Raw genomic sequence first — 16,671 nt, forward strand, 5'->3', positions numbered from 1 at the left:
AGGAGACCCTCCATGAGCATCCGCATCGTTCGCCTGGGCACGCCGCGCGCACCCGGCGAGGGCCTGCGCATCGGCACCGTGCGCCGTCCGCCGCGCGGCGTTCCGAAGACCGAATTCGCCGCGCAGGACTGGTACGACGTGTGGTACCCCAACCTCGCGCCGTCCGCCGACACGATGAAGCTGGGCCAGGAGGCGCAGGCAACGCAGGAGCCCGCGCAATGGAACGCCTTCGCGCGAAAGTACAAGTCCGAAATGGCCGAGGCCGACGCGAGCCGCAGCCTCGACCTGCTCGCAGCGCTTTCGCACAGCGCTGCGCTTGCGGTCGGCTGTTATTGCGAGGACGAGTCGCGCTGCCACCGCTCGCTGCTGCGCGGCCTGCTGGCCGAGCGCGGCGCGGACATCGCGGACTGAGTCACACCTGGGGCAAGGCCAGGAACGCCGGCAGGTTTTCCGCGCGTGCGGCATATGCCGCCAACATCGGGAAACCGGCCGGCGCGATCGACTCAGGCGCCATCAGCTGCGTGAAAGACCAGGCCACGGCCGCTGACACGCCGGCCTGCGTCATCGTCTTCTCGTCGGCAGGCGGCGGCATCTCGGCCGCCTCCTGCTCGAGGGCCGCGTACGCCGCAACGAGCTGCCCCTGCACCCGGTCGAGCCACGGCTGGTGCAGCTTCTCGGCGGGACGCAGGTTGTGCTCGTAGACGATCTGCACCGTCTTCTCGCAAGCGGCCAGCGCGAGCCCGGTGATGCGCAGCGCGCGCTGCCGCTGCATCAGGTCGGCGGGCATCAGGCTGCGCCCGGCCAGCACTTCCGCGTAATCGATGATCAGCGTCGAATCCATCAGCACCGTGCCGTCCTCGCACACCAGCGTGGGCGCCTTGACCACCGGGTTGATCGCGCGGAACTGATCGAAGGTGCTGAAGACCGAGACCGGGCGGTGCTCGAACGCAAGGCCGAGAAGCCGCAGCGAGATGGCGGCGCGGCGCACATAGGGTGAATCGAGCATGCCGACGAGTTGCATTGTTTGTTTCTCCTGAAGGTGTGCGCCACGATATCGGCCGTCGCGCCTGCGCCGAATGGCAACCCATCGAAAATCGGGGCCGTAAACCGATCACCCATCGGTCATGAAACACACCATGAACATCGACAAGAAGGACCGCCTGATCCTCGAAGCCCTGCAGACCGATGCGCGCCAGAGCCTGGCCGCGCTGGGCAAGCGCATCGGTCTCTCGCAGCCCGCGATGAGCGAGCGCGTGCGCAAGCTGGAAGATGCGGGCGTGATCGAGGGCTACGGCGCCCGCGTCAACCTGCGGGCACTGGGCGTGGGGTTGCAGGCCATCATCCGCATCGACACCACGCATGCAGGCATCGCCAAGTACCTGAAGCTCTTCGACGACATGCCCGAGGTGCTGAGCGCCGACCGCGTGACCGGCGAGGACTGCTTCTTCGTGCGCTGCGCCATCGCCGAGCCGGCCGACCTGCAGCGCGTGGTCGATGCGCTGGCGGTGGACGGCGCGGTGACCACCTCGCTGGTGCTGTCGAGCCCCGTGCAGAAGCACGTCACCGTGCACGCGGCGAAGGCGCCGCGCAAGTAGCCGTCAGCGCTGCGCCTTGTCCTTCTGGTTCTGCGCCTCGATGCGTTCGCGCGCGTCCTTCCAGTCGGTGTCGCTCCACTGGCGTAGCTCGTAGAAGTTGCCGCCATTGGCCAGCGCGTTGCCGCCGTCCATCATGATGCTCTGGCCCGTGAGCCAGTCGCACTGGCCCGGCGCCATCAGGAAGGCCGCGATGTTCTGCAGCTCACTCATCCGGCCAGTGCGGCCCATCGGGCTCATCTCCCTGGTGCGTGCGCCCGGCTCCTCACCGGGGTTGAGGCGCTTGCTCATGCCTTCGGTGGGGATCTCGCCGGGCCCCACGGCGTTCAGGCGGATGCCGTGCCGCGCCCATTCCACCGCGAGCGACTTGGTCATCACCTCGATGCCGGCCTTGCTCATCGCCGAGGGCACGACGTAGGGGCTGCCGTTGTCGACCCAGGTGACGATGATGCTCATCACGCTGCGGAAGGGGTCGCCCTGCTTCCACTTGCCCGACTTGGCCTCGGCCACCCAGCGCTTGCCCACCGCCTGCGTCACGTAGAAGCTGCCGTGGAAGACGATGTTCGCGATCGCGTCGAAGGCGCGCGGCGAGAGGCTCTCGGTCGGCGCGACGAAGTTGCCCGCCGCGTTGTTGATGAGGCCGGTGAGGCCACCGCTCTGAAAAAGGCTCTCGACCATCTCGTCCACGCTCTGCGCGATGCGGATGTCGACGCCGAAGGTGTCGATGCGCCGGCCGGGGAACTGCTGGCGCCATTCGGCCGCCGTTTCTTCGCAGACCGACTGGCGCCGGCCGCAGATGGCAATGTCGGCGCCCAGGCCGAGAAAGCGCTCGGCCATCGCGCGGCCGAGGCCGGTGCCGCCGCCGGTCACGAGGATGCGCTGGCCGCTCATCAGGGAAGGTTGGAACATGGGGGTCTCCTTGGCGTTGCGGCAGCGGCAAGGACGAGCGCTGCCATGGCGCATGCTACGCGCGGCGCCGGCGCGGCGGCTTGCGGAATCTGGCTTCGGCGCGGGCCGGGTGAGAATGTCTTTTGACCTGTTCTCCGGATCGACACCCATGTCCAGCCTCACCTCCTTCCTGCCGCTAGACGGCGTGCGCGTCCTGAGCCTTGCGCTCAACCTGCCCGGTCCCGCCGCGCTGCTGCGCTGCCGCCAGATGGGCGCCAGCTGCCTGAAGCTGGAGCCACCGGCCGGCGACCCGATGGCGCTCTACAACCAACCGGCGTATGCCGCGCTGCACGAAGGCATCGGCATCGAAACCGCGGACCTGAAGACGGAGGCGGGACAGCAGCAGTTGCACGCCGCGCTCGCGAAGACCGACGTGCTGCTCACCTCGTTCCGCCCTTCCGCGCTGCGCAAGCTCGGCCTCGACTGGCCCGCGCTGCAGGCGCGCCATCCGTCGCTGTCGCAGGTGGCCATCGTCGGCGCGCCGGGCGAGCGGGCCGAGGAGCCGGGCCACGACCTCACCTACGTCGCCGAAAGCGGCCTCGTCACCGGCACCGAGCTGCCGCCCACGCTCTACGCCGACATGGGCGGCGCCCTTCTCGCCAGCGAGGCTGTGCTTGCGGCCATGCTGCATCGCGCCCGCAGCGGCGACAAGGCAAGCGGCATCTATCTGGAAGTCGCCCTGAACGCCTCGGCCGACTGGCTGGCCCTGCCGCGCACCTGGGGGCTGACGCAGCCCACGGGCGCGGTCGGCGGCGCGCATGCGGGCTACCGCGTCTACCCGTGTGCCGATGGCCGCGTGGCGGTGGCGGCGCTGGAGCCGCATTTCGCGAACCGCTTGTGCGAAGCGGCCGGCGTGAGGCCGCCCGACATGATGGCCACGGCCACGCACGAGGCGCTGGCGGCCTGGCTCGCGACCCGCACGCGCGCCGAGCTCGATGCGATGAGCCGGGAGCGCGACGTGCCGCTGCTCACGCTGGCCGATTGAAGGCTTGGGTTTTCAGCGCCCGGCGTCGCGCTGCCGGTCTTCGCGCTTGAGGGCGAGGTAGGTGTCCAGGTCCACCTCATGCAGCTGCCGCGGGTACTGCTCGGCCGCCATGAACCAGTGGCGCTGACGGCGCTCGTCGGCATCCTTGGCATCGGTCGAGAGATACGCATCGAGCGTGAGGAAGTAGCGCATCGCATTGCGCTCCACCAGCCCCCGCAGGCCCCGGATGTATTCGGGCTTGCCGTCGGGCGCCTTGCCCATCACCGTGAAGCCGACCTTGTCGCGGCCGAAGGTGGCGAGATAGGCCTGGGTGGCGAGGCGCACCATCAGGTTGTGGTCGTAGCCGTAGCTGAAATGCACGAAGCTCTTCTGTGCGTCGAGCGCAATCGCCTCGAGCGTGACGCGGTAGTTGCTCGTGCCGAACGGTCCGCTCGCGGCCGAGAGCTCGACCGACAGGTGCTCGGGCGTCGCGTTGGCCACGCGATAGACGAAGGGCAGCTCGAAAGCCTGGTCGATCGGCTTGTCGTATCGCCGCACGACGTAGAGCGTGAGCGTTTCGCGCCCCTGCGCCGTGCCGGTCTTGCAGCGCCGGTTGTTGATGTGCAGCGTGAGCAACTCGCACCAGTGCGCCGACCCCTTGAACGCGGCCGTGACCTCCGACAGCGGATGGTCGATCACCGCGTAGACGTCGCCCTCGAGCCCGCCGGGCGTTTCGCTCGAATCCAGCTGCACCGGGCGGCCGAAGCTGCTGTGGCCGAGCTTGTCGCTCAGGCGCTGGTGGGTGTCGCGCAGCGCCTGGACCGGCGCGGCGGACTCGGCGGGCGCTGCGACACAGGGCTGCAACGAAGCCGCGAACAGGACGGCGCCGCACAGGGTGCGTGTCCACGATGCCGGCAGATGGGGCGAACTGCTCATGGGGCCACACCATACAACGGAGTGACCACTATTGGTTTCAGTCGGTGTCAGTTTCGGGTGCCGCCTTCGCACCGCGCCGCATGAGCAGCAGCATGGCCACCGCGAGCAGCACGGCGCCCAGCCACTGCCGGGGCGCCATCGGCTGGGCGAACAGCAGCGCCGCCAGCAACGCAGCCACGAGCGGCTCGATCAGCGTGCCAACCACCGCCGCCGTCGGCGACAGGCGCCGCGCGCCCCACGCAAAGGCCAGGTAGGCCACTGAGGTCGTGACCACGCCGGTGTAGCTCGCGCCCAGCCACTGGGCCGTGCCGCCGGGCCAGGTGATGCCGCTCGGCCATGCGACCGCGAGCATGCACAGCGCCGCCACGCTCATGCCCCAGGCCGATGCGGTGACGGCCGGCACGCGCACCGGCATGCGCGCGTTGCCGAGCACCACCAGCGCGTAGCAGATGGCCGAGCCGAACGACCAGGCCAGACCGGCGGCATGTCCGGCTGGCAGCGGACCCCAGCCCTGGACCGGCACCACCAGCAGCGCGACGCCCGCAAGCGCCAGCACGAGACCGCCGAACAGGCGCAGGCCGAAGCGCTCGTAGCCGCGGGCGACCGACACCAAGGCGACGATCACCGGCGCGCAGCAGATCGAGATCACCGTCGGCAATGCGACGCCCAGGTGCGCGATGCCCGCGAACCAGCAGCTCACGTTGAGCGCCATCGCGGCGCCGGTGCCGACGACCTGGAACTGCTCGCGCCGGGTCAGGTCGCGCCAGCGTGCGTTGGCGGACTGCGCCCTGCGCTGCGTCCTCCGATGCAGCCACCACAACAGCGGCACCCCGAGCGCGAAGCGCGCCAAAGACAAGCTCTGCGGCGCGATGCCGCCATCGATGAGGAATTGCGCCACCAGCGCGCCGCCGCCCCACAACGCGCCGGCCAGCAACACGCCGCCCCAGGCCAGGGCGGCAGACATTCTTCTGTTCATTGTTGAAATCTCTCCATGACGCCCGCCGCTCGGCTTCTGTAGAGGGCGGGCATGACCATCCGGCCGTCACCCGACCTCAGAGGAGGCGGACGACGGCGACCACTTGCGGGTCTGAGCGCGGCGCGAGGCGCGCGTCAGATGCAGGCGATGGCGGGGGGAGAGTGGTGCAGGTGCATGAGCGGGCGATGATAGAAGCCGGGTCCGGCGAGGGCAAGAGAGAATCGCGGCCATGTGCCCTCTTCCCGCTCGTCACGCCGCATGAAACGCCAAGGCCGACTCGTCCGTTGGGAGGCCGACCGCGGCTTCGGTTTCATCCGCAGCCCCGAGGTATCGGCCGATGTGTTTGTCCACCTGCGCGACTTCAGCGACCGGCAAGTGAAGCCGCAGGTGGGCATGGAACTGAGCTTCGAAGAAATCCATGTCGGCGGCAAAGGGCCGCGCGCGGTGGCGGTGCAGGCGGCATCGGCCGGTGCATCGCGGTCCGCGCCGAAGCACACGCCCATCAACAGCCATCGCCGCCCCGCCTCGAGGCGGGTGAATCCGCGCCACGCGAGTACTTCCGAACCCTCGACTTCATGGGGTCTGCTTTTCCTTCTGGCGTACGGGGTGCTCCTCGGTACAGCCGTCTGGTCCGGCCGCCTGCCATTGCTCGTGCTTGGCGTGGTGCCGGGGCTCAGCCTGCTGGCCTTCTTCGCCTACGCCTTCGACAAGAACGCCGCACAGACCGGCCGCTGGCGCACGAAGGAAAGCACCCTGCATCTGCTCGCGCTGGCGGGCGGCTGGCCGGGCGCCTGGGCCGCGCAAAGGCTGCTGCGCCACAAGTCGAGCAAGCAGAGCTTCCTGCTCGTGTACCGCGCCACCGTCGTCCTCCACTGCGCGGCGTTGCTGGGCTGGGTTTTCTGGCTGCGGGATATTTACGGCGCGGCCTGACGTCCGTCGCGTGCGGTCCTAGACTGAAACGGTCCAATCCAGGAGAAAGCGCCCATGCCACTCGTTCGAATCGAACTGTCCGATGCCTCGCCCGAAACGCTCGGCCCCGCCATCGGCGACCTGATCTACCAGGCCATGACCGAAACCATCAACGTGCCGAAGGACGACAAGTTCCAGGTCATCACGCGGCATGCCGCAGAGGACCTGGTGCATCCGCAGAGCTACCTGGGCGTCGCGTATTCGGCGGGCTTCGTCTTGATCCAGATCACGCTGAACCAGGGACGCACGATCGAGATGAAGAAGGCCTTCTACAAGCGCGTGGCCGACGACCTGCACGAGAAGCTGGGCATCCGGCGCGAGGACGTGTTCATCAACCTCGTCGAGGTGATGAAGGAGAACTGGTCGTTCGGGAACGGCGAGATGCAGTACGCGTAGCGGTCGCCCGCCGCGCGCCCGCCTTGATCAGCGCACCTTGCGCGAAGGCTTGCTGACTGGCTTGCCGCTGCCGGTGTCCCGCGGCGGGAGGCCCGTGTGCTGCGTGAGGATCCGGCCCTTGGAGGGCTTCACCGGTGCCAGCCTGACCGGCGCCGAGGCCTTCGCGGCGACGGGCGCGGAGGTCGAGTTCTTGCGGCGCGCGCTCGTGTAGCCGCCATCGGTCAGCGGCTGCCACGTCGGGATGAGGTGGTGCTTGCCGTTGCCGATCAGGTCGGCCCGGCCCATGCTCTTCAAGGCTTCGCGCAGCAGCGGCCAGTTGTTGGCGTCGTGATACCGCAGGAACGCCTTGTGCAGGCGGCGGCGCTTGTCGCCGCGCACGATGTCCACCGTCTCGCTCTCGCGCGTGATCTTGCGCAGCGGGTTCTTGTTGGTGTGGTACATCGTCGTCGCGGTGGCCATGGGCGACGGATAGAAGGTCTGCACCTGGTCGGCGCGGAAACCGTTCTTCTTGAGCCAGATCGCGAGGTTCATCATGTCCTCGTCGCTGGTGCCCGGATGCGCGGCGATGAAGTACGGAATGAGGTACTGCTTCTTGCCCGCCTCGGCCGAGAACTTCTCGAACATCTGCTTGAACTTGTCGTAGCTGCCGATGCCGGGCTTCATCATCTTGGTGAGCGGGCCCTGCTCGGTGTGCTCGGGCGCGATCTTGAGATAACCGCCGACATGGTGCTGCACCAGCTCCTTCACGTACTCGGGCGACTGCACGGCCAGGTCGTAGCGCAGGCCGGAGCCGATCAGGATCTTCTTGATGCCGCGCAGCGCACGCGCGCGGCGGTAGATCTTGATGAGCGGATCGTGGTTCGTGCCCAGGTTCGGGCAGATGCCGGGGTACACGCAGCTGGGCTTGCGGCACGCCGATTCGATCTCGGGGCTCTTGCAGCCCAGGCGATACATGTTGGCCGTGGGGCCGCCCAGGTCGGAGATGGTGCCGGTGAAGCCGCTGACCGAATCGCGGATGGCCTCGACCTCCTTGATGATCGATTCCTCGGAGCGGCTCTGGATGATGCGGCCCTCGTGCTCGGTGATCGAGCAGAAGGTGCAGCCGCCGAAGCAGCCGCGCATGATGTTCACGCTGAAGCGGATCATTTCCCACGCGGGGATCTTGGTCGCGCCGTCGTGGCTGCCGTTCTCGTCGGCGTAGCGCGGATGCGGGCTGCGCGCATACGGCAGGTCGAACACGTAGTCCATTTCCGCCGTGGTGAGCGGAATGGGCGGCGGGTTGATCCACACATCGCGCGCCGTGGTGCCCTCGCCATGCGCCTGCACGAGCGCGCGGGCGTTGCCGGGGTTGGTTTCCAGGTGCAGCACGCGGTTGGCGTGGGCGTAGAGCACCGGATCGCTGCGCACCTGCTCGTACGAAGGCAGGCGGATCACCGAGCGGTCACGCGGCGGAACGCTGATCTTGCCGCGGCTTTGCAGTGCGGGATTGGGAACGAAGTTGAGCGGCTTGATGGCCGGGTTCACCACCGATTGGAGCGCCGGTGAACCAGCGGCTTCCGCGGCCTTGGCCACGTCCTTCGCCTCGTCTTCCTTCGCGCAGGTGGCGCCATTCGCCTTGGCCTGGTCCGACACCATGAGGTACGGGTTGACGTGCGCCTCGACGCGACCTGGCTCGTCGACGCTGGTGGAATTGATCTCGAACCAGCCCTCGGGCGTTTCGCGCCGCACATAGGCGGTGCCGCGCACATCGGTGATCTGCTGCACCGGCTCCTTGGCCGCCAGGCGATGCGCGATCTCGACGATGGCGCGCTCGGCGTTGCCGTACAGCAGCAGGTCGCACTTGGCGTCGACGACGATGGAGCGGCGCACCTTGTCCGACCAGTAGTCGTAGTGCGCAATGCGGCGCAGCGACCCTTCGATGCCGCCCAGGATGATCGGCACGTCGTTCCAGGCTTCCTTGCAGCGCTGCGAATACACGATGGCCGCGCGGTCGGGGCGCGAGCCGCCGATGTCGCCGGGGGTGTAGGCGTCGTCGCTGCGGATCTTCCGGTCCGCGGTGTAGCGGTTGATCATCGAATCCATGTTGCCGGCGGTCACGCCGAAGAACAGGTTCGGTTTGCCCAGCACCTTGAAGGGCTCGGCGCTCTGCCAGTCGGGCTGGGCAATGATGCCCACGCGGAAGCCCTGACCCTCGAGCATGCGGCCGATCACCGACATGCCGAAGCTGGGGTGGTCGACGTAGGCATCGCCCGTGACCACGATGATGTCGCAGCTGTCCCAGCCGAGCGCCTCCATCTCCTTGCGCGAAGTCGGCAGGAACTTGGCCGTGCCGAAACGGGCCGCCCAGTACTTGCGGTAGCTGGTCAGCGGCTTGGCGGCACGCGCAAAAAAGGAGACGTCGACGGGGGCGTTCATCAGTGGGAAGTTAGGGACAGCCTGAGTGTGGCGATGCTGCGGTGCTGTCGTGGGCAACCCGCGATTTTAGGGTTTTCGAGCATGCCTGTCGCGACAAACATCCAGTGACCAGGGCTCGGCGAGTCCTTAATTGATTGCCAAAGTCAATCAATTAAATGACAATGGCAACCATGTCCTCGCCCTCACCTACCGCCGACGTCGCTGCCATCAAGGCCATCCGGCAGTTCAACCGCTTCTACACACGCCAGATCGGCGCGCTCGATCCGTACCTCGGCAGCGAGATGTCGCTGACCGATGTGCGCGTTCTGTACGAGCTGGCGCACCGCGAAACGGCGGTCGCCAGCGAGATCGGCCGCGACCTCGGGCTCGATGCCGGCTACATGAGCCGCATCCTGCGCCGCTTCGAATCCGAAGGCTGGCTCACGCGCGAGCCCCACACCCGCGATGCCCGCCAGAGCGTGCTGCACCTGACCGAGGCCGGCCACGCCGCATTCGCGCCGCTGCAACAGAAATCGCGCGACGAAGCCGCGGCGTTGCTCGCCCCGCTTGCCCCGGCCCAGCGAAACCAGCTGGTGCAGGCCATGGGCACGATGCAGTCGCTGCTCGACCCCGCAGCCGCGCCCGCCAAACCCCAGGCCGCGATCCTGCGCGACCCGGCCCCCGGCGACATCGGCTGGGTTGTGCAGCAGCACGGCGAGATCTACGCGCGCGAGTACGGCTGGGACAGCAGCTTCGAAGCGCTGGTGGCGCAGATCGCGGGGGAATTCCTGCTCAAGTTCCAGCCCGAGTGGGAGCGCTGCTGGATCGCCGAACTCAACGGCGAGCGCATGGGTTCGATCTTCGTGGTGCGCAAGTCGGCCAGCGTGGCGCAACTGCGCCTGTTGATCCTGTCGCCGGCCGCGCGCGGATTGGGCCTGGGCGGCAAGCTGGTCGACGAATGCATCGCCTTCGCGCGCCGCAAGGGCTACAAGAAGATGGTCCTGTGGACCAACAGCGACCTCGTGGCCGCGCGCGCGATTTATGCCAAGCGAGGCTTCCAGCTCACCAAATCGGAGCCACACGAGAGCTATGGGAAGCAGCTCGTGGGCGAGACGTGGGAAATGAAGCTGTAGCGCCTACTGCATGAACCAGCCGTGGCTCACCACCAGCGACTGGCCGGTGAGCGCATTGGTCGGAAAGCCCGCGAACAGCAGCGCGACGCGCGCCACGTCCTCGGTGGTGGTGAATTCGCCATCGACCGTTTCCTTCAGCATCACGTTCTTGATGACTTCCTCTTCGCTGATGCCCAGCGTCTTGGCCTGCTCGGGAATCTGCTTTTCCACGAGCGGCGTGCGCACGAACCCCGGGCAGATCACGTTGGCGCGCACGCCGTGCTTGGCGCCTTCCTTGGCGACTGTCTTGGCCAGGCCGATGAGCCCGTGCTTGGCCGTGACATACGGCGCCTTCAGCAGCGACGCTTCCTTGGAGTGCACCGAGCCCATGTAGATCACGCTGCCGCCGCGGCCCTGGGCGTACATGTGCTTGAGGCACGCCTTGGTGGTGAGGAATGCGCCGTCCAGGTGGATGGCGAGCATCTTCTTCCAGTCGGCGAAGCTGAATTCCTCGACCGGATGCACGATCTGGATGCCGGCGTTGCTGATGAGGATGTCGATGCCGCCGAAGGCCTTCGCGCCCTCTTCGACCGAGGCGTTGACCTGGTCTTCGTTGGTCACGTCGACCGCCACGCCGACGGCCTGTGCGCCCGTGGCCCTGAGTTCCGCGGCAGTGGCGTCCGCCGCTTCCTTGTTGAGGTCGGCAATGATGATCTTGGCGCCCTCTTGTGCGAAGAGGATGGCGATTTCCTTGCCGATGCCGCTGGCCGAGCCGGTGATGTAGGCGACCTTGTCCTTGAGTTGCATGGTGGATATTCCTTGAGGGTTGAGGATGAAAGAAGACAGCAAAAAACGGGCGCGGTCGTCAGGCGAGATAGTCGTGTTCGACGGTGCCCAGCGCGAGCGTCATGTCCGCGATGTAGTGCACCGCCGATTCGACCTTCAGCACCGGCAGATCGGCCACCGGCGCGAGCGCATGCGGGTGCAGCTCGAGCGAAGCCGGCGCGGTCCACGCACCGTGCAGCGTGACGTCGACCATGTGGTAGCGCACCAGCTCGCAGATGCGCGCCGTGCCGTCGACATGCGGAATGATCTTGAGCAGGAAGTTCGGCTGCGCGATGCCCGCAAGAATGGGCGCGGGGTCGAGCGCGCGGTGCTTGAAACCCATCGTGGCCTTGGCCACGCGCACCTTGCCGTAGTCGAGCGTGCCAACGATCACATCGGTCTCGTAGTCGAGCACCGGCGAGGCAAGCTTCTTCGGAAAGCCCCAGAGCTCGCGGCCGCCGGCAATCGGCGGATGGTCGTTCAGGTACATCGCGTGCACGTACGCGCCCTGCTCCAGGCCCTTTGCGGTGCGCAGTTGCACCGGAATCACCTGGCCCGACTCGGTGTAGTCGCCGAAGCCGGTGGAGTCGGGCATGCGGATGAATTCGTACTTCACCAGCGGCTCGACCACTTCGAGCGGCTCGGGCACCACGGCGCGCAATGCGTCCATGTCGGTGCGATAAGTGACGATGAGAAATTCGCGGCGCACGAACCGGTACGGTCCGGGCGGAAAGGCGGGGCTGGTGAGCGGCATGGCGAATGCCTGTCGCCGTACATCTTCAATGTTCACGAACATTTCCTCCTGGTGAAGTGGCTGGCTCTCAGGCTCTCAGTCTGGCGCTGGTTTCTTAGTCGAACCTGATCGCTCCTTCAGCGTTCAGCGCGACAGGCCTGGCCGTTTCACCCGGCCCGAGCCGTGTTCGCCGAGGTCGAAGGTCGTCACGCCATTCACGGTGGCATCGGCACGCAGGGTCTCGGGATGGGCCAGCGTCGTGCGCATGTCGCGCGCGCCCGACTCCCAGTGCTCCTCGACCGCGGCGCGCGAGAACTCGTAGTCTTTCGACTCGAGTTCGTAGGGCTTGTCGCGGTAGATCAAATGAAAGATGTCGATGGGCTCGTGCGTGAGCTGCGACTGCACCGCGAGCACGCTCGGGTCCTTGCGCAGGTTCGCCGGCAGCTTGGTGATCAGGTCGGCAATGGCCTGCTGCAGGTTCATGTTCGCGGCCATCGCATCGGTGTTCATGCGGGTGCGGCTCGAATAGGTGATGTCCTTCTGCCGCTCCATCACACCCGCCATGTTGCGCGGCATCTCGCCGCGCGCATTGAACAGGTCGACCTGCAGCACCACCAGGGGTTCGTTGCGCGGATGGATGTCCAGCACGTACTGCAGCGGCGTGTTCGAGACGATGCCGCCGTCCCAGTAGTCGTCGCCATCGATGTGCACTGGCGCAAAGCCCGGCGGCAACGCGCCGCTGGCCATGATGTGCTCGGGGCCGATGCGCTGGCGCGTGTTGTCGAAGTACACCGAGTTGCCGGTGCGCACATTGACCGCGCCCACGCTGAAGCGGGCCTCGCAGGCGTTGATGCGGTCGAAGTCGATGAGGCGCTCGAGCGTGGCCTTGAGCGGCGAGGTGTCGTAGTAGCTCAGGAGCGGCGCGGCGCCACCCATCAAAAGGGCCGGCGAGTAGCGTGGCTCGAAGAATCCGGGAATGCCGACCAGCGAAGCCATCACCGCGCTGTACTGGTTCTGCGTGGCCCGGTCGCCGAGCCACGACGGCAGGCGCTGCGAGGGACCCGACGACACGAGGTGCCAGAACTCGCGCAGCCTGTCGACCCGGTGCTCGGGCGCATTGCCCGCGATCAGCGCCGCATTGATGGCGCCGATCGATACGCCGGCGATCCAGTGCGGCTGCAGCTCGGTCTCGCTGAGCGCGGCATACACGCCCGCCTGGTAGGCGCCGAGTGCGCCGCCCCCCTGAAGCACCAGGGCCTTGCGGGCCTGGCGCATGTCTTCGCGGCGTGACGCGAAAGGATTGAGGGGTTGGGAGGATGCCGCACGGGGTTTCTTCTTGGGGGTCGTCGTCATGCGTTCATTTGACACCAGCCCCGCGACAGTAACCTGACGCGAAACCCAAGCCCCCAAGGCCTCACCGGAAGAAGATCACATCTTCGGCAGCATCTGGCCGCGGATCTCGCCGCCCGGGTTGGCCGCGGTGTGGATGTTCGCGTACCACTTGCCCGCGACGAGATCAGCCGCCTGTGCGGGGGTCAGCGTGGCCTGGCCTTCGATCGGGCTCGCCGCATTGGCGAACGGCAGCACCACGCCGGCATTCGCGCCCGCGGCGGCAGGGCCGTGGAAGTGCGCCGCGGTGGCCGGGCCGCTCAGGCCGGTGTAGGTGATCTTGTACTTGAGGACGTTGGTGTCCCGGTTGAGCCAGGCTTCGGCCAGGCCGCTGCCGCGCGTCATGTTGGGCGGCACTTCGCTGGCCGCGTTCATGGCGCCGCTGAAGCTGGCGGTATTCGACTTGGACATCATCCCGCAGCCGGCCAGGGCAGCACTGGCCACGCCGGTGATGAGGGCTGCGCGCAAAAGGGTGCCGTATTTGGTCATGAGCTTTATCTCCTGGTTGTGAAAGCCTCCCCAGCATAGGCAGCGTCCGCGCCCCGTCATGTCGGCCACCGCCCCGTCTTTGCAGGTCCGCCACAGAGTGAAAGAGAATGCAACGATGACCTCGCAAACACTCCCTGCCGCCCGTGAAGTGGTCGATTTCTGGCGCGAAGCCGGTCCATCGCGCTGGTTCGCCAAGAGCGATGCATTCGACGCCGAATTCCTCTCCCGCTTCTCGGATGCGCACCAGGCCGCCGCCCGCGGCGAACTTGCTCACTGGGCCGACGAGGCCGAGGGCTCGCTGGCCCTTCTGGTGTTGCTCGACCAGCTGCCACGCAACGCCTGGCGCAACAACCCTCACATGCTCGCCACCGACGGCCTCGCGCTGGCCGTGGCGAAGAAGGCGATCGACGCGGGCTTCGACCTGCAGTTCGAAACCGCGCTGCGCGCGTTCTTCTACCTGCCCTTCATGCACTCCGAGGTGCTGGCCGAGCAGGAGCGCTCGGTCGAACTCAACGCGGCGCTCGATGCCAACACGCAGCGCTACGCCGTGCTGCACCGGGACATCGTGGCGCGCTTCGGCCGCTTTCCGCACCGCAACCGGATGCTGGGGCGCAGCAGCACCGCGGAAGAGCAGAAGTTTCTCGACGAAGGCGGCTTCGCCGGCTGACGTTCGCCGCAGGTGTCGATTCAGGTGTCGTTGTGCGCCAGCGGCACATCGCGCGTCGGCGACGGGTTCGCATCGGGCAGGCCCGCCTTGTCCTTCATCGAGCCGTAGGTGCGCGCATAGACCCAGGTGAACTCGGCGCCCAGAAGGAAGATCTGCGCCGAGTAGTACACCCACACCAGCACCACCACCAGCGAGCCCGCGGCGCCGTAGCCCGAGGCCACGCTGCTCTTGCCGATGTAGAGGCCAATCAGGTGCTTGCCCACCGTGAAGAGCAGCGCGGTGACCGCCGCACCCACCCATACGTCGCGCCACTGCACCTTCGCGCGCGGCATGATCTTGTAGATCATCGCGAAGATCACCGTCACCATCGCGAAGCTGAAGACGAAGTTCACCACCTGCGCCAGGCTCTCCCACGCGCCGAACACCGGCGACCACCACTTGCCCAGCGCCGCCAGCGCCGCGCTGGCCACCAGCGACACCATGAGCAGGAAGCCGATGCCCATGATCATGCTGAACGACAGGAGCCGCACCCGCAGCAGGTTGAAGATGCCCGAGCTCTTGGTGCGGGCCGGCGCGCGCCAGATGCGGTCGAGCGCGTCCTGCAACTCGCCGAACACGGTGGTCGCGCCGACCACCAGCAGGCCGATGCCGATCACAGTGGCCACGATGCCCTCGGTCGGCTTGTTGACCGCCTGCAGCATGCCCTGCACCGCCGCCGCGCCCTGCGTGCCCATGAGGCCCGAGAGCTGCGCGAAGATCTCGCCGCGCGCGGCCTCCTGGCCGAAGACCAGGCCCGCCACCGCGATCACGATCAGGAGCAGCGGCGCGATGGAAAACACCGTGTAGTACGCGAGCGCCGCGCCCATGCTGGGGGCGTAGTCGTTCGACCACGATGCGAAGGCCCGTTTGCAGAGATCGAGGAGCGCGCGGATTTGCATGAGCATGGAGTGTCCCTGTTGAATCGGCCGGGGTCATGTCGGCGCGATGCCCGGCAGTTTGCAGGCCTGCCTACGATAATCGCATCCACATGCAACCGCCCCTCTCCGATGCGGCAACGCCGCAAGACACGCCACAGCCGCGGTCGCCGCGCGACCTTTTCGTTTCATTCACCTGGCTCGCGCTGCAGGGCTTCGGCGGCGTCCTCGCCATCGTCCAGCGCGAGATGGTCGAGAAGAAGAAGTGGCTCACCCCCGAGCAGTTTCTCGAAGACTGGGCCGTGGCCCAGGTGATGCCCGGTCCCAACGTGATCAACCTCGCCCTGATGATCGGCGACCGCTACTTCGGCCTGCGCGGCGCCATGGCGGCGGTGGCCGGCATGCTGACCATTCCGCTCGTCGTGATCCTCGCGCTGGCCGTGCTCTATGCGCACTACGCCGGCAATCCGCAGGTGGCGGCGGCGCTGCGGGGCATGGGGGCGGTGTCGGGCGGGCTGATCGCCGCCACGGGCATCAAGCTGCTTCCGCAACTGCGCAAGCACCCGCTGGGCTTTCCGGTTTGTCTCGCGTTCACGGCGCTGGTGTTCGCGGCGATCGCGGTGTTCAAGGTGCCGCTCGGCTGGGTGCTGCTGGTGGTCGGCGGCGTGGCGTGCGTCTGGACCTGGAAAAGGATCGCCCCATGAGCGTGAGCCGGACCGCCCCAGGCAAGCTCGCACCGCAGCCGAAGGCGGAGGTTTTCGAATGACCATCGTCATGCAATGGCACGACTGGCTCGCCCTCTTCGGCCAGTACCTGCTGCTCTCGCTGCTGTCGATCAGCGGCGCCATCACCACGGTGCCCGACATGCACCGCTACCTCGTCGCACAGCACGGCTGGCTCACTGATGCGCAGTTCAGCTCGTCGGTCGCCATCGCACAGGCGGCGCCCGGGCCCAACGTGCTGTTCGTCGCGCTGATGGGCTGGAACGTCGGGCTCAATGCGGGCGGCGGCATCGGCGCGGGGCCGACGGCGTGGCTCCTCGGTCTCTTCGGCCTGATGGTGACCATGGTCGGCATCATGGTGCCGAGCACCACCCTCACCTACTTCGCCACCCGCTGGGGCCATCGCAACCGCACCCGCCGCGAAGTGCGCGCCTTCAAGCAGGGCATGGCGCCGGTGGTGGTGGGCCTGCTGATCGCCACCGGCTGGGTGCTGGCCGCGGGTAACCATGCCGGCAACGCGCCTGCCTGGCACCTGTGGCTCTTGACCGGCGTGGCCGCGCTTATCGTCTGGCGCACGCGCGTCCACCTTCTCTGGCTGCTCGGCGCGGGCGCATTGCTCGGCGCCGTGGGCTTCGTCTGATCCTT

19 protein-coding genes are annotated in these 16,671 nt (G+C 67.3%); 9 read left to right on the top strand and 10 right to left on the bottom strand.

Annotated elements, in window-relative coordinates:
• Positions 1-12: 12 nt before the first annotated feature.
• The gene (locus J2W23_RS06720) at positions 13-411 is read left to right on the top strand and encodes a DUF488 domain-containing protein (protein WP_307648157.1); all 399 of its coding nucleotides are present in this window, start codon (positions 13-15) and stop codon (positions 409-411) included.
• 1 nt (position 412) lies between these two features.
• Here J2W23_RS06720 and J2W23_RS06725 read toward each other — a convergent pair whose 3' ends face one another.
• The gene (locus tag J2W23_RS06725) at positions 413-1,021 is read right to left on the bottom strand and encodes a glutathione S-transferase (protein WP_307648158.1); all 609 of its coding nucleotides are present in this window, start codon (positions 1,019-1,021) and stop codon (positions 413-415) included.
• Between the two features lie 115 nt (positions 1,022-1,136).
• Here J2W23_RS06725 and J2W23_RS06730 point away from each other — a divergent pair, with 115 nt between their 5' ends.
• Positions 1,137-1,595: an Lrp/AsnC family transcriptional regulator gene (locus J2W23_RS06730; protein WP_307648497.1), complete on the top strand. Its 459-nt coding sequence runs from the start codon at positions 1,137-1,139 to the stop codon at positions 1,593-1,595.
• Between the two features lie 3 nt (positions 1,596-1,598).
• Here the strand turns inward: J2W23_RS06730 and J2W23_RS06735 are convergent, their stop codons facing one another.
• Positions 1,599-2,501 carry an SDR family oxidoreductase gene (locus tag J2W23_RS06735; RefSeq protein WP_176656823.1) on the bottom strand — a complete coding sequence of 301 codons (903 nt, stop codon included), beginning with the start codon at positions 2,499-2,501 and terminating at the stop codon, positions 1,599-1,601.
• Positions 2,502-2,649: 148 nt separating this feature from the next.
• Between J2W23_RS06735 and J2W23_RS06740 the strand changes: the two genes are divergently transcribed.
• Complete coding sequence (locus tag J2W23_RS06740; protein WP_307648159.1) at positions 2,650-3,525, top strand: CoA transferase; 876 nt, start codon at positions 2,650-2,652, stop codon at positions 3,523-3,525.
• 12 nt (positions 3,526-3,537) lie between these two features.
• On the opposite strand, the gene J2W23_RS06745 is transcribed toward J2W23_RS06740, so the two are convergent.
• Positions 3,538-4,440, bottom strand: a complete 903-nt coding sequence (locus J2W23_RS06745; RefSeq protein ID WP_307648160.1) for a hypothetical protein — start codon at positions 4,438-4,440, stop codon at positions 3,538-3,540.
• 37 nt (positions 4,441-4,477) lie between these two features.
• A complete protein-coding gene (locus tag J2W23_RS06750; protein ID WP_307648161.1) occupies positions 4,478-5,404 on the bottom strand; it encodes a DMT family transporter in 927 nt (308 codons plus the stop codon).
• A gap of 270 nt (positions 5,405-5,674) precedes the next feature.
• Here J2W23_RS06750 and J2W23_RS06755 point away from each other — a divergent pair, with 270 nt between their 5' ends.
• Positions 5,675-6,346: a cold shock and DUF1294 domain-containing protein gene (locus tag J2W23_RS06755; protein ID WP_307648162.1), complete on the top strand. Its 672-nt coding sequence runs from the start codon at positions 5,675-5,677 to the stop codon at positions 6,344-6,346.
• 54 nt (positions 6,347-6,400) lie between these two features.
• On the top strand, positions 6,401-6,781 hold the full coding sequence (locus J2W23_RS06760; RefSeq protein ID WP_176656818.1) for a tautomerase family protein: 381 nt from the start codon (positions 6,401-6,403) through the stop codon (positions 6,779-6,781).
• 27 nt (positions 6,782-6,808) lie between these two features.
• Here the strand turns inward: J2W23_RS06760 and J2W23_RS06765 are convergent, their stop codons facing one another.
• A complete protein-coding gene (locus tag J2W23_RS06765; protein WP_176656817.1) occupies positions 6,809-9,196 on the bottom strand; it encodes a YgiQ family radical SAM protein in 2,388 nt (795 codons plus the stop codon).
• A 161-nt stretch (positions 9,197-9,357) separates the two neighbouring features.
• Between J2W23_RS06765 and J2W23_RS06770 the strand changes: the two genes are divergently transcribed.
• Positions 9,358-10,308: a bifunctional helix-turn-helix transcriptional regulator/GNAT family N-acetyltransferase gene (locus J2W23_RS06770; protein ID WP_307648498.1), complete on the top strand. Its 951-nt coding sequence runs from the start codon at positions 9,358-9,360 to the stop codon at positions 10,306-10,308.
• A gap of 3 nt (positions 10,309-10,311) precedes the next feature.
• Here the strand turns inward: J2W23_RS06770 and J2W23_RS06775 are convergent, their stop codons facing one another.
• The 4 genes from J2W23_RS06775 to J2W23_RS06790 all read right to left on the bottom strand — a co-directional run bounded on the left by J2W23_RS06775 (position 10,312) and on the right by J2W23_RS06790 (position 13,723).
• Complete coding sequence (locus J2W23_RS06775; RefSeq protein ID WP_176656815.1) at positions 10,312-11,094, bottom strand: 3-hydroxybutyrate dehydrogenase; 783 nt, start codon at positions 11,092-11,094, stop codon at positions 10,312-10,314.
• 58 nt (positions 11,095-11,152) lie between these two features.
• Complete coding sequence (locus J2W23_RS06780) at positions 11,153-11,902, bottom strand: acetoacetate decarboxylase (RefSeq protein ID WP_176656814.1); 750 nt, start codon at positions 11,900-11,902, stop codon at positions 11,153-11,155.
• 87 nt (positions 11,903-11,989) lie between these two features.
• Positions 11,990-13,198 (bottom strand): patatin-like phospholipase family protein, encoded by a 1,209-nt coding sequence (locus J2W23_RS06785; RefSeq protein WP_307648163.1) that lies wholly within the window; start codon positions 13,196-13,198, stop codon positions 11,990-11,992.
• A gap of 75 nt (positions 13,199-13,273) precedes the next feature.
• On the bottom strand, positions 13,274-13,723 hold the full coding sequence (locus tag J2W23_RS06790; protein ID WP_176656812.1) for a CHRD domain-containing protein: 450 nt from the start codon (positions 13,721-13,723) through the stop codon (positions 13,274-13,276).
• A gap of 115 nt (positions 13,724-13,838) precedes the next feature.
• Here J2W23_RS06790 and J2W23_RS06795 point away from each other — a divergent pair, with 115 nt between their 5' ends.
• Positions 13,839-14,390, top strand: a complete 552-nt coding sequence (locus J2W23_RS06795; RefSeq protein ID WP_176656811.1) for a DUF924 family protein — start codon at positions 13,839-13,841, stop codon at positions 14,388-14,390.
• A gap of 20 nt (positions 14,391-14,410) precedes the next feature.
• Here J2W23_RS06795 and J2W23_RS06800 read toward each other — a convergent pair whose 3' ends face one another.
• On the bottom strand, positions 14,411-15,334 hold the full coding sequence (locus J2W23_RS06800) for a YihY/virulence factor BrkB family protein (RefSeq protein ID WP_176656810.1): 924 nt from the start codon (positions 15,332-15,334) through the stop codon (positions 14,411-14,413).
• A gap of 83 nt (positions 15,335-15,417) precedes the next feature.
• Between J2W23_RS06800 and J2W23_RS06805 the strand changes: the two genes are divergently transcribed.
• The gene (locus tag J2W23_RS06805; protein ID WP_307648164.1) at positions 15,418-16,008 is read left to right on the top strand and encodes a chromate transporter; all 591 of its coding nucleotides are present in this window, start codon (positions 15,418-15,420) and stop codon (positions 16,006-16,008) included.
• A 58-nt stretch (positions 16,009-16,066) separates the two neighbouring features.
• Positions 16,067-16,666: a chromate transporter gene (locus J2W23_RS06810; protein ID WP_176656808.1), complete on the top strand. Its 600-nt coding sequence runs from the start codon at positions 16,067-16,069 to the stop codon at positions 16,664-16,666.
• Positions 16,667-16,671: the final 5 nt, after the last annotated feature.

The organism is Variovorax boronicumulans, assembly GCF_030812215.1.
GTDB classification, from domain to species: Bacteria; Pseudomonadota; Gammaproteobacteria; order Burkholderiales; family Burkholderiaceae_C; genus Variovorax; species Variovorax boronicumulans_C.